Annotated in this window: 19 protein-coding genes and 9 tRNA genes; 18 read left to right on the top strand and 10 right to left on the bottom strand. The window is 58.9% G+C overall.

Translation table 11 applies throughout. The annotated features are described in order from the left end of the window. Window positions 1-50: 50 nt before the first annotated feature. A complete protein-coding gene (locus BN1128_RS08920; RefSeq protein ID WP_042867779.1) occupies window positions 51-1,493 on the bottom strand; it encodes an alanine/glycine:cation symporter family protein in 1,443 nt (480 codons plus the stop codon). A gap of 722 nt (window positions 1,494-2,215) precedes the next feature. On the opposite strand from BN1128_RS08920, the gene tal reads away from it, so the two are divergent. Both tal and BN1128_RS08910 read left to right on the top strand, forming a co-directional pair. Continuing rightward, window positions 2,216-3,166, top strand: coding sequence for a transaldolase (gene tal / locus BN1128_RS08915; RefSeq protein ID WP_042867777.1), 951 nt, complete (start codon window positions 2,216-2,218; stop codon window positions 3,164-3,166). 160 nt (window positions 3,167-3,326) lie between these two features. After that, the gene (locus tag BN1128_RS08910) at window positions 3,327-3,509 is read left to right on the top strand and encodes a DUF3545 family protein (RefSeq protein ID WP_042867775.1); all 183 of its coding nucleotides are present in this window, start codon (window positions 3,327-3,329) and stop codon (window positions 3,507-3,509) included. A 50-nt stretch (window positions 3,510-3,559) separates the two neighbouring features. Here the strand turns inward: BN1128_RS08910 and BN1128_RS08905 are convergent, their stop codons facing one another. Together BN1128_RS08905 and ung are read right to left on the bottom strand one after the other, a co-directional pair. Further along, window positions 3,560-4,108: a hemerythrin domain-containing protein gene (locus BN1128_RS08905; RefSeq protein WP_042867773.1), complete on the bottom strand. Its 549-nt coding sequence runs from the start codon at window positions 4,106-4,108 to the stop codon at window positions 3,560-3,562. Between the two features lie 180 nt (window positions 4,109-4,288). Then, window positions 4,289-4,957, bottom strand: coding sequence for a uracil-DNA glycosylase (gene ung / locus BN1128_RS08900; RefSeq protein ID WP_042867793.1), 669 nt, complete (start codon window positions 4,955-4,957; stop codon window positions 4,289-4,291). Window positions 4,958-5,567: 610 nt separating this feature from the next. Between ung and grcA the strand changes: the two genes are divergently transcribed. After that, the gene (gene grcA / locus BN1128_RS08895; RefSeq protein WP_042867771.1) at window positions 5,568-5,948 is read left to right on the top strand and encodes an autonomous glycyl radical cofactor GrcA; all 381 of its coding nucleotides are present in this window, start codon (window positions 5,568-5,570) and stop codon (window positions 5,946-5,948) included. A 106-nt stretch (window positions 5,949-6,054) separates the two neighbouring features. Here grcA and BN1128_RS08890 read toward each other — a convergent pair whose 3' ends face one another. From BN1128_RS08890 to hemA, 7 genes are all read right to left on the bottom strand, one after another. Further along, window positions 6,055-7,338 (bottom strand): dicarboxylate/amino acid:cation symporter, encoded by a 1,284-nt coding sequence (locus BN1128_RS08890; protein WP_042867769.1) that lies wholly within the window; start codon window positions 7,336-7,338, stop codon window positions 6,055-6,057. 303 nt (window positions 7,339-7,641) lie between these two features. Continuing rightward, window positions 7,642-8,496 carry a 3-deoxy-8-phosphooctulonate synthase gene (gene kdsA, locus BN1128_RS08885; RefSeq protein WP_042037513.1) on the bottom strand — a complete coding sequence of 285 codons (855 nt, stop codon included), beginning with the start codon at window positions 8,494-8,496 and terminating at the stop codon, window positions 7,642-7,644. 98 nt (window positions 8,497-8,594) lie between these two features. Then, a complete protein-coding gene (locus BN1128_RS08880) occupies window positions 8,595-9,395 on the bottom strand; it encodes a SirB1 family protein (RefSeq protein WP_042867766.1) in 801 nt (266 codons plus the stop codon). Between the two features lie 11 nt (window positions 9,396-9,406). After that, window positions 9,407-9,790: a SirB2 family protein gene (locus BN1128_RS08875; protein WP_042867765.1), complete on the bottom strand. Its 384-nt coding sequence runs from the start codon at window positions 9,788-9,790 to the stop codon at window positions 9,407-9,409. 43 nt (window positions 9,791-9,833) lie between these two features. Then, window positions 9,834-10,688 carry a peptide chain release factor N(5)-glutamine methyltransferase gene (prmC, locus tag BN1128_RS08870; RefSeq protein ID WP_042867791.1) on the bottom strand — a complete coding sequence of 285 codons (855 nt, stop codon included), beginning with the start codon at window positions 10,686-10,688 and terminating at the stop codon, window positions 9,834-9,836. Window positions 10,689-10,737: 49 nt separating this feature from the next. Beyond that, complete coding sequence (prfA, locus tag BN1128_RS08865) at window positions 10,738-11,826, bottom strand: peptide chain release factor 1 (protein WP_005317010.1); 1,089 nt, start codon at window positions 11,824-11,826, stop codon at window positions 10,738-10,740. A 53-nt stretch (window positions 11,827-11,879) separates the two neighbouring features. Then, window positions 11,880-13,136, bottom strand: coding sequence for a glutamyl-tRNA reductase (gene hemA, locus BN1128_RS08860; protein ID WP_042867763.1), 1,257 nt, complete (start codon window positions 13,134-13,136; stop codon window positions 11,880-11,882). A gap of 121 nt (window positions 13,137-13,257) precedes the next feature. On the opposite strand from hemA, the gene lolB reads away from it, so the two are divergent. The 15 genes from lolB to BN1128_RS08785 all read left to right on the top strand — a co-directional run bounded on the left by lolB (window position 13,258) and on the right by BN1128_RS08785 (window position 21,441). Next, the gene (lolB, locus tag BN1128_RS08855) at window positions 13,258-13,842 is read left to right on the top strand and encodes a lipoprotein insertase outer membrane protein LolB (protein ID WP_042867761.1); all 585 of its coding nucleotides are present in this window, start codon (window positions 13,258-13,260) and stop codon (window positions 13,840-13,842) included. 26 nt (window positions 13,843-13,868) lie between these two features. Continuing rightward, entirely contained in the window at window positions 13,869-14,738 is an 870-nt protein-coding gene (ispE, locus tag BN1128_RS24580; protein WP_082030390.1) for a 4-(cytidine 5'-diphospho)-2-C-methyl-D-erythritol kinase, read from the top strand. Beyond that, window positions 14,718-14,792: transfer RNA gene (locus tag BN1128_RS08845), tRNA-Gln, on the top strand. Before ispE ends, BN1128_RS08845 begins: the two co-directional genes overlap by 21 nt. A gap of 311 nt (window positions 14,793-15,103) precedes the next feature. Continuing rightward, complete coding sequence (locus tag BN1128_RS08840; RefSeq protein ID WP_005317019.1) at window positions 15,104-16,051, top strand: ribose-phosphate pyrophosphokinase; 948 nt, start codon at window positions 15,104-15,106, stop codon at window positions 16,049-16,051. A gap of 101 nt (window positions 16,052-16,152) precedes the next feature. Further along, entirely contained in the window at window positions 16,153-18,141 is a 1,989-nt protein-coding gene (locus BN1128_RS08835; protein WP_042867757.1) for a bifunctional metallophosphatase/5'-nucleotidase, read from the top strand. A gap of 197 nt (window positions 18,142-18,338) precedes the next feature. Beyond that, window positions 18,339-18,935: an aminoacyl-tRNA hydrolase gene (gene pth, locus BN1128_RS08830; protein ID WP_042867754.1), complete on the top strand. Its 597-nt coding sequence runs from the start codon at window positions 18,339-18,341 to the stop codon at window positions 18,933-18,935. Between the two features lie 164 nt (window positions 18,936-19,099). Then, window positions 19,100-20,191: a redox-regulated ATPase YchF gene (ychF, locus tag BN1128_RS08825; RefSeq protein WP_042867752.1), complete on the top strand. Its 1,092-nt coding sequence runs from the start codon at window positions 19,100-19,102 to the stop codon at window positions 20,189-20,191. Between the two features lie 235 nt (window positions 20,192-20,426). Then, a tRNA-Met gene (locus tag BN1128_RS08820) sits at window positions 20,427-20,503 on the top strand. Between the two features lie 13 nt (window positions 20,504-20,516). Then, window positions 20,517-20,591: transfer RNA gene (locus tag BN1128_RS08815), tRNA-Gln, on the top strand. Between the two features lie 47 nt (window positions 20,592-20,638). Continuing rightward, window positions 20,639-20,713: transfer RNA gene (locus BN1128_RS08810), tRNA-Gln, on the top strand. 146 nt (window positions 20,714-20,859) lie between these two features. Continuing rightward, window positions 20,860-20,934 (top strand) — tRNA-Gln (locus BN1128_RS08805). A 133-nt stretch (window positions 20,935-21,067) separates the two neighbouring features. Next, window positions 21,068-21,144 (top strand) — tRNA-Met (locus BN1128_RS08800). Window positions 21,145-21,161: 17 nt separating this feature from the next. Then, window positions 21,162-21,236 (top strand) — tRNA-Gln (locus tag BN1128_RS08795). A 36-nt stretch (window positions 21,237-21,272) separates the two neighbouring features. Then, a tRNA-Met gene (locus tag BN1128_RS08790) sits at window positions 21,273-21,349 on the top strand. Between the two features lie 8 nt (window positions 21,350-21,357). Beyond that, window positions 21,358-21,441, top strand: a tRNA-Leu gene (locus BN1128_RS08785). The last annotated feature ends 91 nt before the right edge of the window (window positions 21,442-21,532 follow it).

Genomic DNA, 21,532 nt, shown 5'->3' with positions numbered 1-21,532 from the left:
AGGGGAGCCAGTGGCTCCCCTTGTTCATCAGGCAACAGCAAACGTCAGGCTCAGGCCTGCTTGCTGCTCTGGGGCGGGTTGTCCCAGATCCCCTCTTCCAGCTGGCTGCGGATCTCTGGGTACTTGTTGGCATCGAAGGTAGGCACCTTGCCCAGCTTGAGCTGATCGTTGTAGTCCTTGGCCAGCTTGATGGCCACGCTGGAGAGCAGCAGTATGGCCACCAGGTTGACGATGGCCATCAGCCCCATGGAGACATCCGCCATGGCCCACACGGTCGGCAACTCGCCCACGGAACCGAACATCACCATGCCCAGCACGAACATCCGGAACAGCATCAGGCCGCCCTTGTGGTTGTGCTCTAGGAACACCAGGTTGGTCTCGGCGTAGGAGTAGTTCGCCACTATGGAGGTGAAGGCGAAGAAGAAGATGGCCGCCGCGATGAAGATGTTGCCACCGCCACCTATCTGTGAAGAGAGTGCACGCTGGGTCAGCTCGACCCCTGTGATGCCGGAGCCAGGTTCAAACTGGCCGGACATCAGTATGATGGCCGCAGTACAGGTACAGATGACGATAGTGTCGAGGAAGACTCCCAGCATCTGCACATAGCCCTGGGAGGCCGGGTGCGGCGGATAGGGAGTCGCGGTCGCTGCGGCGTTGGGAGCTGAGCCCATACCGGCTTCGTTGGAGAAGAGACCGCGCTTGATGCCGTTGATCATCGCCTGGGAGATGGCGTACCCCATGGCGCCGGACCCCGCCTGCTCGATGCCGAAGGCCGACTTGATGATCAGCGCAAACACCCCTGGCAATTCGCTGATGTTCATCGCCACCACGAACAGCGCCATCAGTATGTAGGCCAGCGCCATGAAGGGCACCACCAGTTCGGCGAAGCGGGCTATGCCACGAATGCCGCCGAAGATGATGAGGCCGGAGAGCACCACCAGCGCCAGGCCGGTCGCCCAGTCAGGAATGCCGAACGCCACGTTCATCGCCAGGCTGATGGAGTTGGCCTGCACCGCGTTGAACACCAGGCCGAATGCCAGCAGCAGACAGAGGGAGAATACCACCCCCATCCAGCGCATGCCGAGGCCGCGCTCCATGTAGTAGGCGGGGCCACCACGGTAGTTGCCGTCCTCGTCCTTCACCTTGTAGAGCTGGGCCAGAGTGCTCTCCACGAAGGCCGTCGCCATGCCGATGAAGGCGATCAGCCACATCCAGAAGATGGCACCCGGGCCACCGAGGTAGATGGCCACGGCCACACCGGCCAGGTTGCCGGTGCCCACGCGGGCGGCAAGACTGGTACAGAGTGCCTGGAAGGAGGAGATGCCGGCCTTGTCCGATTTGCGGCTATTGCGCAACACGGAGAACATGTGGCCGAAATGGCGGATCTGGATAAAGCCCAGCCGGAAGGTAAAGAAGATGCCGACCCCGATGAGCAGGTAGATGAGCACGGCTCCCCACATCAGGTCGTTTAGCATTGCGATCAAGGTGTCCATATGTCTCTCGTTGTTATCACGTCCATGGCCAGTCTGCGCTGACCCCTTGCTGTCTGTTTCTGAATTAGCGGTTCACTAAAGGGGCGGAATCTAGCATAGCGAGGGAGTTCAGAATAGTGATCGCGATCACTGAGAAAACAAAAAACGAGCTGTCCGGCGCAATAAAGCTTCATTTAACACGCAAATTTTCAACAAAACTTGAAACTCAATCAATCAGCTGACAAATTAGACCCAAAAGAGCACGATTTGGCAATTATCTACATAGAGGTAGATGAGTTCACGGGGAAGCAAACTAGGGCGCAAGCGTTTACCTGAAATGGATTTCAAAATGGCCCCATTTTGCCAAACGTTTTACACGTAATAAAATTTCAAGTGGCTGACCACACAATTTATGTGATCGATGACACAAAACCGATAATCAACCAAAAAAGTTGTTTTTATCGGGGGATAAATCCATTTGTGAAAAATGGATAAAAGTCGTTTTTTATCAATCACTTTTATCCACTTCATCCCCGCGCCGCCAGCGACTGGCTGATAAGCATACAAGCCCCCCTATTGCAGGATGAGCCGCATCCGTATTAATTAGGCAGGCAATGGCGATGGGCCTCCCCCATCGTGCTTTTCTGAGCCTGAGCCGCCGGGATTTTGTAATTTTATTTCAGAACTGTCGTCTCACGCCCGCAACCCCGGGATCCCTCCCTCATTAAGAGATGATATTTGCTATGGCCGATAAATTAACCCAGCTGAAAGCCCTGACCACAGTTGTCGCCGATACCGGTGATATCGAAGCCATCAAGCGCTACCAGCCCATCGATGCCACCACCAACCCCTCCCTGGTGTTGAAGGCATCCGAGATCCCCGAATACGCGGCGCTGATCGAAGACGCCATCAACTGGGCAAAATCCCAGAGCCAGGACAAGGCACAGCAAATCATCGACGCGGGCGACAAGCTGGCAGTCAACATAGGTCTGGAAGTGCTTAAGATAGTCCCGGGCCGCATCTCCACCGAAGTGGACGCCCGTCTCTCCTTTGATACCGACGCCAGCATCGCCAAGGCCCGCAAACTGATCCGTCTCTACAACGAAGCCGGTATCGCCAACGATCGCATCCTGATCAAGCTGGCCTCCACCTGGGAAGGGATCCGTGCCGCCGAGGTGCTGGAGAAAGAGGGTATCCAGTGCAACCTGACCCTGCTGTTCTCCTTCGCCCAGGCCCGTGCCTGTGCCGAAGCCGGCGCCTTCCTGATCTCCCCGTTCGTGGGTCGCATCCTCGACTGGTACAAGGCCAAGCACAACCGTGACTACACCCCGAGCGAAGATCCGGGCGTGGTCTCCGTCACCGCCATCTACGACTACTACAAGCAACACGACTACCCGACCGTGGTCATGGGTGCCAGCTTCCGCAACACCGGCGAGATCCTGGAACTGGCTGGCTGCGACCGCCTGACCATAGGCCCGGCCCTGCTGGAAGAGCTGAGCAAGACCGATGGCGCCGTGGTGCGCAAACTGAACTACACAGGCGAGCGCAAGGCCAAGCCGACCCCGATGACCGAAGCCGAATTCCGCTGGGAACTGAACCAGGACGCCATGGCCCACGAGAAGCTGGGCGAAGGGATCCGCATGTTCGCCATCGACCAGGGCAAGCTGGAAACCATGCTGGCCAGCCGCCTCTAATCAGGGCGCCAAGAGCAGACAAAAACCGGGCTCCCGCGAGGGAGCCCGGTTTTTTTATGGGCGCTGGATCCCCTGTCATGAGTTCGTCACGAAAACGTTTTAATTTTAATGGCGTTATGTTATACGGGTGATGAAAATGATAATAACCAAGGAGGGAGCCATGGAAATGTTCAACTTCGATTATGACGATGTGGTTGAGCTCGGTTCACGTAGCCGCGGGACAACGGGAAAGAAACGTAAATGGCGTGAGATTGAGGCGTTGAAAGACAAGCATCGCCTGCAGAAGGAGCTGCAATCCATTGACATCGCCTATGAAGGTCTCTCGGAAGAGATCGAACTGTAAAAACAGCGCCCCAGTTAACCGGGGCGCTGTTTTTTAGTGGCTTGTGACTGTCAGGAAGAGAGTGGCAACGACAGGCGTTTGGCCAGCTCCTGGAAGTGTTGACTGATCTCGGCGCCAAACAGGGGATCCCCTATGGCCCGGTTATGCCAGATCTGCTCCAGGTGACGCCAATCGTCCTCGGTCAGCGAATCACGCAGATGGGGGAAGATGACTCCCTCTTCATAGTTCATGTGCGCCTCTTGCAGCGCCACAAACTGCTCCAGCCTTGCCGTAAACTGATCCAGCGGGATGACGGCGTCCATCAATATCATCTCCACCATCTCCTTGAGCTCGGCACCGGCCTCCAGCAGTCTGGCGTGTTCCTCCTGCAACCGGCTGGCGACCTCGCCTTCCACCACCCGGTATTTCAGGTAGTAGTCGTAGATCATGTCCTCTTTCGGGTGGTGGTACTTGTCCGACACCTCCCGCAAATAATCCACCACGTCCCGGATCAGGAAGTAGCTGACCGGCTGCTCACTGCGAATGGCGGCGAGCTTGTGTTTGAGCAGCGCCAACAACCTGGCGATGTTGAGATGATCCTTGTGCAGACTGGCTAGCATGGGCACTCCTTGCGCTGAAATGAGACGATCCTGTTTCGAGTATACGGTCATTTATCACGCTAACTTTGCACTCAATCAAGTCATCTGCAGACAAAATGCCGAGTGACGCACAATGCCAGACTCCTGCTCCTGCCATCCTGACTCGACACCCGGCGACAGTCATGGCCCTTCAGTGTCCGCTTATTCGCAGACCGAATGCCAGTTGATGGGGCTCATCCCCTGCTGGGCCAGCAGACGGTTGGTTTCGGAGAAGTGGCCGCAACCTATGAAGCCACGATGGGCGGAGAGCGGACTGGGATGAGGGGCACTCAGCACGTGATGGCGCTGCCGGTCGATGAAACGGCCTTTCTTCTGGGCATGGGCACCCCACAGCAGGAAGACAACTCCCTGACAGCTGGCGTTGATCTGCTCTATGACCCTGTCCGTGAAGGTCTCCCAACCCAGATGGGCGTGAGAGTGGGCCATGCCCGCCTGTACCGTCAGCACCGTATTGAGCAACAGCACGCCCTGCTGGGCCCAGGACTCCAGAAAACCGTGATTGGGTGTGACAAAACCCGGCAGATCACGCTGCATCTCCTTGTAGATGTTGACCAGCGAGGGGGGCGTACGCACGCCGGGCAGCACGGAGAAACAGAGGCCATGGGCCTGGTTCGGGCCGTGATACGGGTCCTGACCCAGGATCACCACCTTGACCCGATCCAGCTCGGTCAGTTTGAAGGCGTTGAACACCTCGGTTGCCGGGGGATAGATCAGCTTGCCCGCCTCCCGCTCGCTCCTGACGGTCGCCAGGGTCGCCTTGAAATAGTCCTGCTCTTTCTCAGAGCCAATCACATCTGTCCAGCTCGGCACCCCAGCCTCCTCAATCAATGCGGCAGGATCAGACCCCTGCGGTCCTCTCCCTCTCTCCTCTTTCTCCGAATCCAGTACATCTGTCCAGGTCAGCACCCCAATATCCTCAATTAATGCGGCAAGGGGCTCAGGATAGGGGGGCAGACCACAAGACGCAACCGCAGCGCCATCGGCTGAGCCCCTCCCGGCGGATCCTCGACCTTTATAGAGGAGGCGAGAACCCGAGGTTGCCGGATGATGGGCATCCAGCCCAGCGCCATGGCCCAATCTGTCGGTGAGACCGGCAGCGCCCTGACTTCCGCAGAGTGAAACAGCTATAACATGTAGTTAAATTACTAGATTTAATTAATGAAAGATGCATAATTTGGATATCTTACATAATCAGAAAAATGACCTATTTTTGATTAATCTCAATAATTTAATCCCCACACACAGGAGCAAAACGCGCATTTTTTGATTTAGATCAATTTTCGTATTATTACCATCGTGGTATATATGACCCAACAAAGTAAAGGTGTAAGGCAAGGGCCCTTTAAATCATCCCGGTGGTTTAAATACATCAGGGTAATTTCCTTACAGTTGAATCCGCTTTCCTATGAGGAGTCATACCATGATCAAGGGCATCCAAATCACCCAGTCCACCAACGCAGCACTGCTGAACTCTTTCTGGCTGCTGGACGAAGAGAAGCAACAGGCTCGTTGCATCTGCGCCAAGGGCGACACCTTCACCGCCGATCAGGAAGTCAGCGTCTCTGACCTGGGTCAGTTCGAATACCGTGAGCTGCCGGTTCAAGCCGAACCTGCCGTGGAAGGTGGCCAGCACCTGAACGTCAACGTGCTGCGCCGCGAGACCCTGGAAGACGCCATCGCCAATCCGGAGAAATACCCGCAGCTGACCATACGTGTTTCTGGCTACGCCGTGCGCTTCAACGCACTGACCCCAGAACAGCAGCGTGACGTGGTCACCCGTACCTTTACCCAGAGCCTGTAATTCCCTCTGCGGTGATCTGCACCATGAAAAACGGCCCACACGGGCCGTTTTTTTATGGGCAAGACACAGTGCTTGCCCATCTCTCCTCGCAGGCCGCGCCCACCAGCTATCCGTGCTGGTCGACCTTCTGTACGGCGGCCGGGTTGGCGAGCACCTCATTCATCTGCTGCTCATCAAGCTGATCGCAGTAGCGGGCCACCACCACAGTGGCCACCCCGTTGCCGATCAGGTTGGTCAAGGCACGCGCCTCTGACATGAAGCGATCTATCCCCAGGATCAGCGCCAACCCGGCGAGCGGCAGGTGCCCCACCGCCGAGATGGTGGCCGCCAGCACGATGAAGCCACTGCCGGTGACGCCGGCCGCCCCTTTCGAAGAGATGAGCAATACCACCAGCAGGGTGATCTGCTGGAACAGATCCAGCGGCGTGTTGGTCGCCTGGGCGATGAAGATGGCCGCCATGGTCAGATAGATGGAGGTGCCATCCAGGTTGAAGGAGTAACCGGTCGGGATCACCAGCCCCACCACAGACTTCTTGCAGCCAAGCGCCTCCATCTTGACCAGCATGCGCGGCAACACGGATTCGGAAGAGGAGGTTCCCAGCACGATCAGCAACTCTTCCTTGATGTAGGAAATAAAGCGCAGGATGCTGAAACCATTCGCCCTGGCGATGCTGCCCAACACCATAAAAATGAACAGCAGACAGGTCATGTAGAAGCAGGCTATCAATTGCCCCAGCTGGATCAGCGAGCCAATACCGTATTTCCCTATGGTAAAGGCCATGGCACCAAATGCTCCGACCGGCGCCAGTCGCATGATCATGTTGATGATGCCGAAAATAACCTGGGAGAAGCTGTCGATGACATTGAAGATTAATTTTCCCTTCTCGCCAATATGATGCAGAGAGAAGCCAAACAGCACTGCAAACAGCAATACCTGAAGAATATTGCCGCTGGCAAAGGCGCCGATCACGCTGCCCGGGATCACATCAAGCAGGAAGGCGATGATGCCCTGCGACTTGGCCTGCTCGGCATAGGCCGAGATGGCGCTGACATCCAGCGTGGCGGGGTCCACGTTCATGCCCACCCCGGGTTGCAGCAGGTTGACCACGCACAGCCCTATGACCAGGGCGATGGTGCTCACCACTTCAAAGTAGAGCAGCGCGATGGCACCGGTTTTTCCTACCGCCTTCATGCTCTCCATGCCGGCGATACCAGTCACCACGGTACAGAAAATAACGGGGGCAATGATCATCTTGATTAATTTAACGAAGCCATCACCCAGTGGCTTCATATCCGCCCCGAGGTCGGGATAGACGTGCCCCAGAAATACCCCCAGGGTGATCGCAAGCAGCACCTGAAAATAAAGGCTGCTGAATATTTTTTTTCGCATTATTAACGTCCTGTTAATTAATCGACATATCATATGGCAGAAATAAGCATGCGGGAGCCGTAACGAGAGATCATCATTCTCTCGCCAGCTTCATGCTATTTCGTCATCGTAACGGCGCCACTGTCACACGTTATAAGAAGCAATTAAGAGACATTAATCACACAACACATTTAACATCATTAACACCACGGCAACTGTGATATATTTGGTCGGTGATTTATTTAAGACCTTAATGACAACATCCTGGATATAAAAATGCCCCGCATGGCGGGGCACCTGGCATCACGACACCGGCACTGCGGATCAGGCGGAGGTATCGAGGGGCTCGAAGCCCTTGATGAGGTCGTCGATCGCCTTCATCTGCTTGAGGAAACCTTCCAGCTTCTCCAGCGGCAGGGCACTCGGGCCATCGCAACGGGCCACTTTCGGGTCTGGGTGTGACTCGATGAACAGACCGGCCAGGCCGACCGCCATGCCAGCACGGGCCAGCTCGGTCACCTGATCCCGACGACCACCAGAGGCCGCCCCCAGCGGATCGCGGCACTGCAATGAGTGGGTCACGTCGAAGATCACCGGATAGCCACCTGTGCTCTTCTTCATCACGCCCAGACCCAGCATGTCCACCACCAGGTTGTCATAACCGAAGTTGGCGCCACGCTCGCACAGGATCAGCTGATCGTTGCCGCACTCCTCGAACTTGTCGGTGATGTTCTTCATCTGGCTTGGGCTCAGAAACTGCGGTTTCTTGATGTTGATGACGTTGCCGGTGCGGGCCATGGCCTCCACCAGATCGGTCTGGCGCGCCAGGAAGGCGGGCAGCTGGATGACATCAACCACTTCGGCCACCGGCTTGGCCTGATGAACCTCATGCAGATCCGAGATGACTGGCATACCGAAGGTCGCTTTCAGCTCCTGAAAGATCTTCATCCCCTCTTCCAGGCCTGGGCCGCGGTAGGAGTGGATGGAGGAGCGATTGGCCTTGTCCCAGCTCGCCTTGAACACGAATGGTATGCCCAGCTTGCTGGTCACTTCCACGTACTTCTCGCACACCGCCATCGCCATGTCGCGGGATTCCAGCACATTCATGCCACCGAACAGCACGAACGGTTTGTCGTTGGCTACATCGATGTCATTGATCTTGATATTCTTCTGTTCCATCTCAGGCATCCTTAAGTGAAGGGGCTTGAATCCAAATTAGTCCGCTGCGCCTTGGCACACCGGCCTTGATACTCTTCCGTTGCAGCTCCCGGGCACTTTTAATGGAGGGGCTTGGGGCTCAGATCCAGCGCGGCCAGTTGCACCTTGAGCACATCGGCCACCGGATCGTCCGGACATTGTTCAATAAAGTATTCAAAATCGTCGGCGGCGAAGCGCGGGCAGTCGAGCTGCTCATAGATGAAGCCGCGATCCCGCGTCTCCAGCGGATCGCCAGGCTTCATGCGCAGCAGCAGTTCGCTGCAGCGCAGCGCTTCCGTCATGCGATCTTCCCGCAGCAGGGCACCCTTGCTGACGTTGAGCAGCCGCTCGATGATCTCCCACTGGCCCGAGGGCTGCAGGTGTTCAGAGGTCAGGGTAGCCAGATTACCGAGGGCGCCGCGCAGCAGCAGCTCGATGCGGTGCAGGCTCAACTCGTCGCCGGTGAAGGGGTCCACATAGACCTCGCCCTCACTGCCAGCGAAGCTCACCAGGAAGTGACCGGGGAAACAGATCCCCTCAACATCCAGCCCGAGCTTGCGGCCCAGCTGTATGATGAGGATGCCGAGGCTGACCGGAATGCCCTGCTTGCGGGCGAGCACCTGCGCCAGATCGCAATTGGCGGCGGAGAAGTAATCCTGCCAGTCACCGTGAAAACCCAGGGTCTGGTAAAAGCCCTGCAGCAGCTGACGACGCACCTCGTCGCAGTTACCCTCGTCGATCGTCTCGTCCAGCCAGGCATCGAGCCGGGCCAGCTCGGCATCGCCACGACCGCCGATACCATAGATCTCGTCACTCACCGACAGCGCCAGCTCGGCGATGTCGTGGGCCTCGAAATCGGTCCATTCGTCTACGCGTATCATAGTCATCATCCTTAACCGAACAGACCGGCCTGCTTCTGCAGCGCAAGCTTGGCGATAAAGAAGAGCCAACCCAGGGCACCGAGGAAGGCAAACCAGCGGATACCCTTGTTGCGGGCCAGCCGCAGCGCCATCATGGCCAAAAATGCCACCACCAGAATGGCGGTCAGCTTCTCGCTGAGCCAGGGGGTGCCGTTGTTGAGCGGATTGAGATCCAGCACCATGCACAGCAGCACGCCGGAGAGCACCACCAGCCCATTCAACCAGCTGCTCAGTTGCAGGACCCGGCTGCCATAGGCGCCGCCCGTCCCCTTCTGAACCCAGTAAAAACGCAGCATAAACATCAGCACGGCCGAGGCGATCAGCACCAGATGCAGATGTTTGAGAGCAACATACATAACATGTCCTTGAACAGAGGCAGGCCGGGCCCGCCCGTCATCATCACCGAGCCAGGCGCCCCAGGGTCACCCGCTCGTTATCCCCGTAATCGCGCACGGTTTCCACCTGGCTGTAGCCGTGCTGCAGCAGGAGTTGACGCACCGCCTCACCCTGTTGCCAGCCGTGCTCCAGCAGGAGCCAGCCACCGGGCAGCAGATGGGCAGGCGCACCGGCTACTATCAGCCGGATATCCGCCAGCCCCTGTTCGTCGGCCACCAAGGCGGAGCGAGGTTCGAAACGCACATCCCCCTCAGCCAGATGGGGGTCGGCGCCGTCGATGTAGGGCGGGTTGGAGACTATCATCCCGAAGCGCGGCGCGCCCGAGAGTGGCTCAAACCAGCTGCCATCGCGCACCGTGATGGGCAAACCCAGCGCGGCGCTGTTGGCGCGCGCCAGTGCGGCCGCCTCCGGCATCCTATCCACCGCCCATACATCGGCATCGGGCCGCTCTGACTTGAGCGCCAATGCAATGGCACCTGTGCCTGTACCCAGATCCAGCAAGGCACAAGGCGCCTGATGCGGCGAAGCGGGCCTGGGGGGCAACCGCGCCAGCGCCTGCTCCACCAGCACCTCGGTGTCAGGGCGCGGGATCAGGGTGGCCGGGCTCACCTTGAGCGGCAGTGACCAGAACTCCCGCTCACCCACCAGGTGAGCGATGGGCTCGCCGTTGAGACGACGGCTCAGCCAGTCCTGCAGCCTTGCCTGCTGGGCGGCATCCAGGGTGCGCTCCGGCCAGGTCATCAGATAACTGCGCCGGCAGCCGAGCAGATGGCAAAGCAGCACGTCGGCGTCGGCGCGGGGAGACTCGCCTCCGGCCAGGGTCGCCATTATGTGGGCGCGAGCCTGCTGGATCTGCATCAGCGGCGCCCCACCGCCGTGATGGCGATATCTGCACAAACCGGCTGCATCAGCTGTTTTCCGCCAGGGAGGCGAGCTGATCGGCCTGATACTCCTGGATCATGGGGCTGATGATGCAGTCCAGATCCCCCTCCATGATCTCGCCGAGACGATAGAGGGTGAGGTTGATGCGATGCTCCGAGAGGCGCCCCTGCGGGTAGTTGTAAGTGCGGATACGCTCGGAACGATCGCCGGAACCCACCAGGTTGCGACGGGTGCTCTGCTCGGCGGCGCGGTGGCGCTCATCCTCGGCCGCCTGCAGGCGAGCGGAGAGCACGGACATCGCTTTGGCGCGGTTCTTGTGCTGGGAGCGCTCATCCTGGCACTCCACCACTAGGCCGGTAGGTAAGTGGGTGATGCGGATGGCGGAATCCGTCTTGTTGACGTGCTGGCCACCGGCCCCGGAGGCGCGGAAGGTATCTATCTTCAGGTCGTTCGCATTGATCTCGATCTGCTCGGCTTCCGGCACTTCCGGCAGCACGGCGACGGTACAGGCGGAGGTGTGCACCCGACCCTGGGATTCGGTCTCGGGCACCCGCTGCACCCTGTGACCGCCGGATTCAAACTTGAGGCGGCCGTAGACATGCTCGCCGTCCACCTTGGCGATCACCTCCTTGTAGCCACCGTGCTCGCCGTCGTTGCAGCTGACGATGGAGATGCGCCAGCCCTGACGCTCGGCGTAACGGGAATACATGCGAAACAGGTCACCGGCAAAGATGGCCGCCTCGTCACCGCCGGCACCGGCCCGGATCTCGAGGTAGCAGTTGTTGTCATCCTTGGGATCCCGCGGCAACAGCATAACCTGCAGCGCCTGCTCCTGCTCCTCCAGCGTGCTCTTGGCCAGCGGCAACTCCTCCTGCGCCATCTCGCGCAGGTCGGCGTCATCCTCTTCCAGCATCAGCTTGGTGGCCTCCAGGTTCTCTTCGGCCTGGCGGAAGCGCTGGAAGGCGTGAACGATATCTTCCAGCTGGGCATATTCCCGGGTCAGGGCGCGGTAGCGATCCTGATCCGAGGCCACCCCGGGCTCGCCGAGCATGGCCTGTACTTCTTCGTGGCGCTCGATGAGGCCTTCCAGCTTTCTGATCAGTGACGGATTCATAAATCTTGTTTTCTCGATGGAGGAAGGGGCCGCCAGTCGGCCACCCCGAACAATTACTCTGGTGACAATCCCAGCACCTGACGCAGGCGGGAGAGCTGATGGTGATCCCCCTGGGCCGCCGCCTGGCGCAGGGCCTGGGTCGGTGCATGGATCAACTTGTTGGTGAGGCGGTGCGCCATGGCCTTGAGGGCCTGCTCGGCATTCTCGCCCTGTTGCAGGGCCAGCAAGGCACGCTGCAACTCCTCATCGGCCACCTGCTGGGCCTGATGACGATAATCGCGGATGAGATCTACCGAATGCTGGCTGCGATACCAGCCCATGAACTCATCGCGCTCTTCCTGCACTATAAGCTCCGCCTCGGCGGCGGCCCGTTTGCGGGTCTCCAGGTTCTGCTCGATGATGCCCTGCAGGTCATCAACCGTGTAGAGGTAGGCATCGGAGAGCTCGTCCACCTCGGCCTCGATATCCCGTGGCACGGCGATATCCACCAGGAACATGGGCTTGAAGCGACGGGCCTTGAGGGCGCGTTCCACCATGCCCTTGCCGATGATGGGCAGGGGACTGGCGGTCGAACTGATGACGATGTCCGCCTCGTGCAGATAATCAGGGATCTCTTCCAGGGTCATCACCCGGGCGCCGAACTCCTCGGCTAGCAGCTGGGCCCGCTGCAGGGTGCGGTTCGCCACCATCATCTGGGTGACGTTTTGCTCGCGCAGATGACGGGCCACCAGTTCTATGGTTTCGCCGGCACCGACCAGCAGCACCTTGGTCTGGGAGAGATCGGAGAAGATGCGGCGACCCAGGCTGACGGCGGCAAAGGCCACCGACACCGCGCTGGCACCTATCTCGGTATCGGTGCGCACCCGCTTGGCCACGGAGAAAGACTTCTGGAACAGACGCTCCAGCGAACCCTTCACCGCCTCGGACTGCTGGGCATGGGCATAGGATTGCTTGATCTGCCCCAGGATCTGCGGCTCGCCCAGCACCAGGGAATCCAGGCCGCAGGCGACCCGCATCAGGTGACGCACCGCCTCTTCGTCCCAGTGCTGGTAGATGGCGGACACCACTTCTGCCGCGTCCAGGCCATGGAAACGTTGCAGCCAGTGCAGTACCTGCTCCCCCTGCCCCTGCGCCAGACTGCAGTAAAGCTCGGTGCGGTTGCAGGTCGAGACGATCACCGCCTCGCTTACGCCGGGTTGGGTGACCAGCTCACGCAGGGCGCGATCGATGCAGTCCGGGCCGAACGCGACCCGCTCCCGCAAGGCGACACTGGCGGTGTTGTGGTTGATTCCGAGGGCAAGCAAACTCATGAGTGGGTGGTGATCGTATCTGTGCGCTGGGAGTAAAGGCCGTCAATTGTACGAGAAAGGGTAAGGCTTTAAAAGCAATACGGCCGCCCCGTATACTGTGGCAAATCCCCGTATCTGGAGCATGACCTTGTTGTTGCGTATTTTCACCTTCGCCTGCCTGCTGTTGCTGGCCGGTTGTGCCACCACCCAACCCCAGCGGGATCAGGTCAATTGGCAGCAGGAGCGGGCCCGTCTCGAGCAGCTCAGCCACTGGCAGCTGTCGGGCAAGATGGCCATCATCACGGCCCAGCAGAAGGGCAGCGCCCGGGTCAACTGGCAGCAGGATGGGGACGACTACCGCCTCAACCTGAGCAGCATAGTTGGTACCCACATACTGGAACTCTCCCGCAGCAAGGGCGAGATCACCCTGATCGACAATGAGGGCAAGCCGCACCAGAGCCAGGATGCCGAGGCGCTCGTCTATCAGCTCACCGGCTGGAACATACCGGTGCAGGGGCTGCCGGAGTGGATCAAGGGGCTGCCGGGCAAGGCCGAGTTCGAACTCAATCCCGACAGCAGCCTGGCCAGCGTGCGTGACGGCCAATGGCAGATCGTCTACGGCGACTACCGGGATCAGGACGGCTACCGCCTGCCGCACCAACTGACCATGACAGGCCAGGGCAGCCGCCTCAAGTTGCAGATCAACCAATGGACGCTCGCTCGCTGATGGCTGCGACTGACAAGGAGGCGACAATGACCGCCACTCGCTGGCCGGCACCGGCCAAACTCAACCTCTTCCTGCACGTCAATGGCCGTCGTCCGGACGGCTATCACGAGCTGCAGACCCTGTTCATCTTCCTCAGTCACGGTGACTGGCTCGAATTCGAGCCGCTCACCGGTACCGACCTGCTCACCCTGAGCCCGGCCATTCCCGGCGTACCGGATGAGCAGAACCTCATCATCCGCGCCGCCCGCCTGCTGCAGGCGCGGTTGCCCAGCCCGCAGGGGGCCCACATCCGGCTTGAGAAGGTATTGCCCATGGGCGGTGGTATCGGCGGTGGTTCCTCGGATGCAGCCACCACGCTCGTGGCGCTTAACCACCTCTGGCAGGCAGGCTTGAGCGAAGATGAACTGGCACAGCTTGGCGTTCAGCTGGGGGCCGACGTGCCCGTGTTTGTTCGTGGCCGCGCCGCTTTTGCAGAAGGGGTGGGCGAGCGACTGCAACCGGTCGAATTGCCAAGCGCCTGGTATCTGGTGCTCAAGCCCGATTGCCACGTGGCGACGGCCGCAGTATTTCAGGATCCGGACCTGCCCAGAGCGACCCCGAAAATGGCATTTCACAACTTGCTGGAAGGGGATTGGAAAAACGATTGCGAATTGCTGGTGAAAAAGCGCCACCCCGAGGTTGCCAATGCGCTCGGCTGGTTGCTAGAATACGCGCCGTCAAGAATGACGGGCACAGGAGCCTGCGTCTTTGCTCAATTTGAAGACGAAGAGGCTGCTCGGGAAGTGTTGGCAAAAGTGCCGAAGAGATGGGATGGGTTTGTCGCCAAGGGCGAGAACATATCACCACTGTTCGTGACATTGCAACAAATCAGTGATTGGGGTATCGCCAAGCGGTAAGGCAGCGGGTTTTGATCTCGCCATTCCTAGGTTCGAATCCTAGTACCCCAGCCATTATCTTGGTGATTGACACAGGTGTGTCGGTAAACCGGCGGCAGAGGATCTTGACAAAGCGCAATCTCGTCAAGCCCGTCTGCAACCATTATCGCCCCCTTGTCACTCACAAAGAGGTCATCGATCTCCTGGATGACGGCGGCCCGCAAACGCGACAGCCATCCGATTTGAAACATGTAACGATATGCACCTAGCCTGAAAGCGGCCTATAGTGGCCTGACCCGTCAACCTGATAAATCGTTTGCCCCAAAACGATACGGGTCTGAATCAGACTCCCCCACATACTGGATGCAACCCCGAGGTTTCAAACCGTGCCTGACATGAAGCTGTTTGCTGGTAACGCAACGCCGGAACTAGCCCAGAAGATCGCAGATCGCCTGTTTATCAAACTCGGCAATGCTGCCGTAGGTCGCTTTAGCGACGGCGAGATCAGCGTACAGATCAATGAGAATGTACGCGGTGGCGATATCTTCATCATTCAATCCACCTGTGCCCCGACCAACGACAATTTGATGGAATTGATCGTCATGGTGGATGCTCTGCGTCGTGCTTCAGCTGGCCGTATTACTGCCGTTATCCCCTACTTTGGTTATGCCCGTCAGGACCGCCGCGTCCGCTCCGCCCGAGTGCCCATCACCGCCAAGGTTGTCGCCGACTTCCTCTCCAGCGTGGGTGTGGACCGTGTGCTGACCGTTGACCTGCATGCCGAGCAGATCCAGGGCTTCTTCGACGTCCCGGTCGATAACGTGTTCGGCAGCCCGGTGCTGCTGGAAGACATGAAGTCCAAGAACCTCGAATCCCCTGTCGTTGTATCGCCGGACATCGGCGGCGTGGTGCGTGCCCGTGCCATCGCCAAGCTGCTGGACGATACCGACATCGCCATCATCGACAAGCGTCGTCCCCGCCCGAACGTCTCCCAGGTCATGCACCTGATCGGTGACGTGGCCGGCCGCGACTGCATTATCGTCGATGACATGATCGACACCGGCGGCACCCTGTGCAAAGCCGCAGAAGCCCTGAAAGAGCGCGGCGCCAAGCGTGTATTCGCCTACGCCACTCACCCGGTCTTCTCCGGTTCCGCCGTGGAAAACATCAAGAACTCGGTCATCGACGAGCTGATCATCACTGACTCCATCCCGCTCACCGCGGAGATGAAGGCGGTCGACAAGGTCAAGCAGCTGACCCTGTCAACCGTGCTGGCCGAAGCCATTCGTCGTATCAGCAACGAAGAGTCCATCTCTGCCATGTTTGAGCATTGATAGACGCCGTTGTGACAAAAACCGCCAGCTGGCGGTTTTTGTCTTTCTAGCCCTGTCACACCCGGTATTGCCCTGCCCCACCGCAGGTTAAGGATTGATCCATGAATCGCTTGCGCCCGCTGCTGCTCCTCGTCCTCTGCAGCTTCCTGTTCGCCTGTCAGCCCGGCAAAGAAAACCAGCCCTTCGTGCTAACCCTGGCGCACATGAACGACACCCACTCCCAGTTTGACCCGGTCAACGCCGAGCTGAAGGGGCCCATCTTTGGCAAGCAGGGGGAAACCGACACCCTCTACACCCGCTTCGGCGGCTATCCGCGCCTGCTCACCATGGCGAAATCCTTTCAGGCCGAGGCGCTTGCCAAGAACCAGCCGCTCTTGCTGCTGCACGGTGGCGATGCCTGGCAGGGCAGCGGCTACTTCAAGCTCAACGAGGGAATGGCCAATGCCGAGCTGCTGAGCCAGTTCGGGCTCGATGCCATGGCCCTGGGCAATCACGAATTCGATCTCGACAACCAGAAGCTGGCCCGCTTCATCGAAGGGGTCAACTTCCCGGTGCTGGCCGCCAACCTGGATACCCGTGACGACCCGGATCTGCGCCACACCACCAACCTCAAGCCGTTCGTGATCTATGCCTTCGAAGGCAACCGAAAGAGCCCGGTCACCGATCTCAACAACCTGCCGCAGGGCAAGCAGCTGGTCGCCGTGATGGGGCTGGTGCTGGAGGACATGGCCAATATTTCTCCCAACGTCGGCAAGCTGCGCTTTGGCAAGGAGGTCGCCTCGGCCCAGGCGACCGTGGATCTGTTGCGCCAGAAGGGGATCCACCACGTCATCGCCCTGACCCATATCGGCAACCAGCGGGATCTCGCGCTGGCGGCCGAGGTGAACGGCATAGATGCCATCGTCGGCGGCCACTCCCACAGCCTGCTCGGCGATTTTCGCAACATCGGCTGGGGCAAGACAGGCGAATACGCCCAGCTGGTCACCAATCCGGACGGCGTCGGCCTGACCTGTGTGGTGCAGGCAGGCTCCTACGCCCAGGCCATCGGCCTGGCCCGGGTCAGCTTCGACGGCCAGGGCCGGGTCATCGCCTGCAAGGGCCAGAACCAGCTGCTGGCCAGCCGTGACTTCTTCGCCGATCCGGCCCGCAAGCAGGTGCTGGATGAGGCGCGAGGCAAGCAGGCGGGCAAGTTCATCGATGCCCAGCCCAACCTGGTGACAGTGGATGAAGACCCGCGCCTGCGCGGCATCATCGACAGCCACTACAAGCCGGCGCTGGAGCAGGCCTTCGGACCCGTCATCGCCACCCTGCCGGCGGCGCTGCAAAATGCCCGCCGCCCCGGCGACAACGGCAGCGACAGCCACGGCTCCGACGTCGCCCCCCTGGTGGCTGAAGGCCAATACTACTGGGCCAACACTCCGGCGGTGCAGGCCCTGACCGGCGGCCCTGTCCACTTCGCCCTGCTGGCGGTGGGAGGCGTGCGCGCCGATCTGCCCGCCGGCGAGTTGCGCGAAGGGGACGCGGCGCTCACCCTGCTGCCGTTCAAGAATCAGCTCTCCGTGCTGACCCTGACCGGTGCCGAGGTGCGCGCCCTGCTGACCGAGACCATCACGGCCACCCTGCCTGCCAGCGCCCACGCCGGCAAGTTCCCCTACGGCGGCCACCTGCGCTACACCTTCACCGAAACCGTGCCGGCCAAGCGTGGCGAGTTGACCCGACTGCAATGGCTGAGCGCCGAAGGGCAATGGCAGGATCTGGTCGACAGCCAGCGCTACCGGGTGGTGATGAACGCCTACAGTGCCAATGGCAACGACGGCTGGCAGGCTCTCGCCCGCGCCCAGCGCCAGCAGGCCGAGCGGCTGGATCTCGCCTGGGTGGATGGCAAGCTGACCGGCTTCCCCATCGAGAAAGTGGAGCAGAGCGGCGATCAGCTGAGCGCCCGCTATGCGCCGGGCCAGCAGCTCGACTGCAAGGCCAGCAGTGTCAACTGCAGCACGGACGCGGCCTCCTTCGTGCAATACGTGCGAGAGCAGCGTCCGATCCTGACCGCGTTGACAGAAGAGACGGTCACGCTGCTGCGAGCCAAATAAGGCACCACCCCAGCCAACACCGACCAGCACGGGCCTCGACAAGGGGCCCGTTTTGCTGTCATTGGCAACCCGATCAGCGGTTATTCCCTCACGGTGGCCGAGCTTTGGTTGAGTGATCGCCAGTCGGCGGCTAGAATATTGCGTCCCATTGCCTTGGGCAGTCTGCCCATTGCAAGTAGCGAGTGAAGACATCAAGCGTGACAAGCCAAATCAAACTGATCGTGGGACTGGGCAATCCCGGCCCCGAATACGCCAAGACCCGCCATAACGCGGGCGCCTGGTATGTGGAGCAGCTGGCTCGCTGGCACAATGTCAGCCTGCGCGAAGAGCCCAAGTTCTTCGGCCACACGGCCCGCATTCAGGTGGAAGGTCAGGATGTGCGTCTGCTCATCCCGAACACCTACATGAATCTCTCCGGCAAGGCCGTGGCGGCGCTGGCCCGTTTCTACCAGATAGAACCGGAAGCCATGCTGGTGGCCCACGATGAACTGGACCTGCCCCCCGGCATCGCCAAGTTCAAGCAAGGTGGTGGCCACGGTGGTCACAATGGCCTGAAAGACATCATTGCCAAGATGGGCAATAACAATAACTTCTTCCGGCTGCGCCTCGGGATAGGCCATCCCGGTGCCAAGGAGCTGGTGGCCGGATTCGTCCTGACCAAGGCCCCAAGCAGTGAACAGAGCCTGATCGAGGCCGCATTGGATGAATCCCTGCGCGCCACCGATATCCTGTTCAAGCAAGACATGACCAAGGCCATGAATCGCTTGCACAGCTTCAAGGCCGAAAAAGTATAGGGATGTTCGATCATGAGTCGGCTCCACTCAAGGGCGCGTTCAACGACGAGCCCAAGCCGGACATGCTCAGGGCCATGAGCGGTTTCATACCGTCTCGAGGCCGAAAAAATATGACACGGGACGCCTGCGCCCCTCACAGCATCTATCAAGTAAGGTAACAATCCATGGGTTTTAAATGCGGTATCGTGGGCCTGCCCAATGTAGGTAAATCCACCCTGTTCAATGCGCTGACCAAGGCCGGCATCGAAGCCGCCAACTTCCCGTTCTGCACCATTGAGCCGAACACGGGTGTGGTTCCCATGCCGGATCCGCGTCTCGACCAGCTGGCGGCCATCATCAATCCCCAGCGTGTCGTACCGACCACCATGGAATTCGTGGACATCGCCGGTCTCGTTGCCGGTGCCTCCAAGGGTGAGGGTCTGGGCAACCAGTTCCTGGCCAACATCCGTGAAACCGAAGCCATCGGCCACGTGGTACGCTGCTTCGAGGACGAGAACATCATTCACGTTGCCGGCAAGGTCTCTCCGGCCGACGACATCGAGGTGATCAACACCGAACTGGCCCTGTCAGATCTGGACGCCTGCGAGCGTGCCATTCACCGCCAGTCCAAGCGCGCCAAGGGCGGCGACAAGGATGCCAAGCTGGAAGTGGAAACCCTGGAGAAGATCCGGGTCGCGCTGGAAAACGGCCAGATGATCCGTGGCATGAAGCTGGACAAGGATGAGCTGGCCGCCGTCAGCCACCTCAACTTCCTGACCCTCAAGCCCACCATGTATATCGCCAACGTGGCGGAAGACGGTTTCGAGAACAACCCCTTCCTCGACAAGGTGCGTGAAATCGCCGCCGCCGAGAACGCGGTTGTGGTGGTGGTCTGCTGCGCCATCGAATCTGACATCGCCGAGCTGGATGACGACGATCGCGCCGAGTTCATGGCAGATCTTGGCATCGAAGAGCCAGGCCTGAACCGGGTGATCCGCTCAGGTTACGAGCTGCTCAAGCTGCAGACCTATTTCACCGCCGGCGTGAAGGAAGTGCGTGCCTGGACCATACCGGTTGGCGCCACAGCCCCGCAAGCGGCGGGCAAGATCCACACCGACTTTGAAAAAGGCTTTATTCGCGCCCAAACCATCGCCTTCGAAGACTTTATCACCTACAAGGGTGAGCAAGGTGCCAAGGAAGCAGGCAAGATGCGCGCCGAAGGGAAAGACTACATCGTCAAAGATGGCGATATCATGAACTTCCTGTTCAACGTCTAATCCCATGAGAGGCCAGCATTTGCTGGCCTCTCTTTTATCTGGCAGAACGCCGTATCTTCCGGCAAATGTCGTAAAAAAAACCAGATTGTTGGGCTTTTGCACGACAGCGACCAATAACTCGCCAAACGCACCCAAATTCGGTTTTTCTGGCAAAAAAAGGGTTGACGCCCCAGAGCCAGATACGCATAATTCGGCCCGCACAGTGACGAGGCAACGACTCACTGGAAGCACGGTTGGCTATGTAGCTCAGTTGGTTAGAGCATCGCACTCATAATGCGAGGGTCACAGGTTCGAATCCCGTCATAGCCACCATTAATTGTTCAGTTGGGGTATCGCCAAGCGGTAAGGCAGCGGGTTTTGATCTCGCCATCCCTAGGTTCGAATCCTAGTACCCCAGCCATTTTTAAAAGTTCTTTGACCAGTCACATGACTGTCGAGGAGCGCTGTTGGGGTATCGCCAAGCGGTAAGGCAGCGGGTTTTGATCTCGCCATCCCTAGGTTCGAATCCTAGTACCCCAGCCATTATTGCTTTTCATCGACCTCGTCGGTGATCGCTGTGGTAAACGTAAGAGGTTTCGATCTCGTCAACGTGCATAGGTTCGTTTCCTAGTACCACAGCAATGTTTAAACGTTCTTTGCCAGTCTACATGACTGTTAAGGAGCACTGTTGGGGTATCGCCAAGCGGTAAGGCAGCGGGTTTTGATCTCGCCATCCCTAGGTTCGAATCCTAGTACCCCAGCCATTTTTACCCGTCATCGACCTGTCGATGATTTGCTGTGGTAAGCGTGAGAGATTTCGATCTCGTCAACGTGCCTAGGTCCAAACCCTAGTACCCAGCCATTTTTACTTGTAGACGACCCTGTCGCATACAAGACGGCTATGTAGCTCAGTTGGTTAGAGCATCGCACTCATAATGCGAGGGTCACAGGTTCGAATCCCGTCATAGCCACCATTTTGCAGTTGTTCAGTTGGGGTATCGCCAAGCGGTAAGGCAGCGGGTTTTGATCTCGCCATTCCTAGGTTCGAATCCTAGTACCCCAGCCATTTTTGACTTGTCAGCAATGATATTGGTGACAAGACGGCTATGTAGCTCAGTTGGTTAGAGCATCGCACTCATAATGCGAGGGTCACAGGTTCGAATCCCGTCATAGCCACCATTAATATTGCGGAAGTGGCGAAATTGGTAGACGCACCAGATTTAGGTTCTGGCGCCCTAGGCGTGAGAGTTCGAGTCTCTCCTTCCGCACCATTAATAGCAGTACCAAACAGACCAGCTCAGGCTGGTTTTTTTGTGCCCGTTTTTCGCCCTCTATCCCCCTTGCCAACCTATCTCTGCCTCA

The organism is Aeromonas piscicola, assembly GCF_000820005.1.
GTDB classification, from domain to species: domain Bacteria; phylum Pseudomonadota; class Gammaproteobacteria; order Enterobacterales; family Aeromonadaceae; genus Aeromonas; species Aeromonas piscicola.
This window is presented reverse-complemented; position numbering and strand designations above follow the sequence as displayed.

What these genes read in the sequence shown, in the direction of transcription:
- BN1128_RS08920 (WP_042867779.1), bottom strand. Translation starts at nt 1,493, where the DNA reads ATGGACACCTTGATCGCAATGCTAAACGACCTGATGTGGGGAGCCGTG.
- BN1128_RS08890 (WP_042867769.1), bottom strand. Translation starts at nt 7,338, where the DNA reads ATGCGAAAAAAAATATTCAGCAGCCTTTATTTTCAGGTGCTGCTTGCG.
- BN1128_RS08905 (WP_042867773.1), bottom strand. Translation starts at nt 4,108, where the DNA reads ATGCTAGCCAGTCTGCACAAGGATCATCTCAACATCGCCAGGTTGTTG.
- BN1128_RS08880 (WP_042867766.1), bottom strand. Translation starts at nt 9,395, where the DNA reads ATGATACGCGTAGACGAATGGACCGATTTCGAGGCCCACGACATCGCC.
- kdsA (WP_042037513.1), bottom strand. Translation starts at nt 8,496, where the DNA reads ATGGAACAGAAGAATATCAAGATCAATGACATCGATGTAGCCAACGAC.
- BN1128_RS08910 (WP_042867775.1), top strand. Translation starts at nt 3,327, where the DNA reads ATGGAAATGTTCAACTTCGATTATGACGATGTGGTTGAGCTCGGTTCA.
- tal (WP_042867777.1), top strand. Translation starts at nt 2,216, where the DNA reads ATGGCCGATAAATTAACCCAGCTGAAAGCCCTGACCACAGTTGTCGCC.
- grcA (WP_042867771.1), top strand. Translation starts at nt 5,568, where the DNA reads ATGATCAAGGGCATCCAAATCACCCAGTCCACCAACGCAGCACTGCTG.
- hemA (WP_042867763.1), bottom strand. Translation starts at nt 13,136, where the DNA reads ATGAGTTTGCTTGCCCTCGGAATCAACCACAACACCGCCAGTGTCGCC.
- ychF (WP_042867752.1), top strand. Translation starts at nt 19,100, where the DNA reads ATGGGTTTTAAATGCGGTATCGTGGGCCTGCCCAATGTAGGTAAATCC.
- prfA (WP_005317010.1), bottom strand. Translation starts at nt 11,826, where the DNA reads ATGAATCCGTCACTGATCAGAAAGCTGGAAGGCCTCATCGAGCGCCAC.
- prmC (WP_042867791.1), bottom strand. Translation starts at nt 10,688, where the DNA reads ATGCAGATCCAGCAGGCTCGCGCCCACATAATGGCGACCCTGGCCGGA.
- lolB (WP_042867761.1), top strand. Translation starts at nt 13,258, where the DNA reads ATGACCTTGTTGTTGCGTATTTTCACCTTCGCCTGCCTGCTGTTGCTG.
- BN1128_RS08835 (WP_042867757.1), top strand. Translation starts at nt 16,153, where the DNA reads ATGAATCGCTTGCGCCCGCTGCTGCTCCTCGTCCTCTGCAGCTTCCTG.
- BN1128_RS08875 (WP_042867765.1), bottom strand. Translation starts at nt 9,790, where the DNA reads ATGTATGTTGCTCTCAAACATCTGCATCTGGTGCTGATCGCCTCGGCC.
- ispE (WP_082030390.1), top strand. Translation starts at nt 13,869, where the DNA reads ATGACCGCCACTCGCTGGCCGGCACCGGCCAAACTCAACCTCTTCCTG.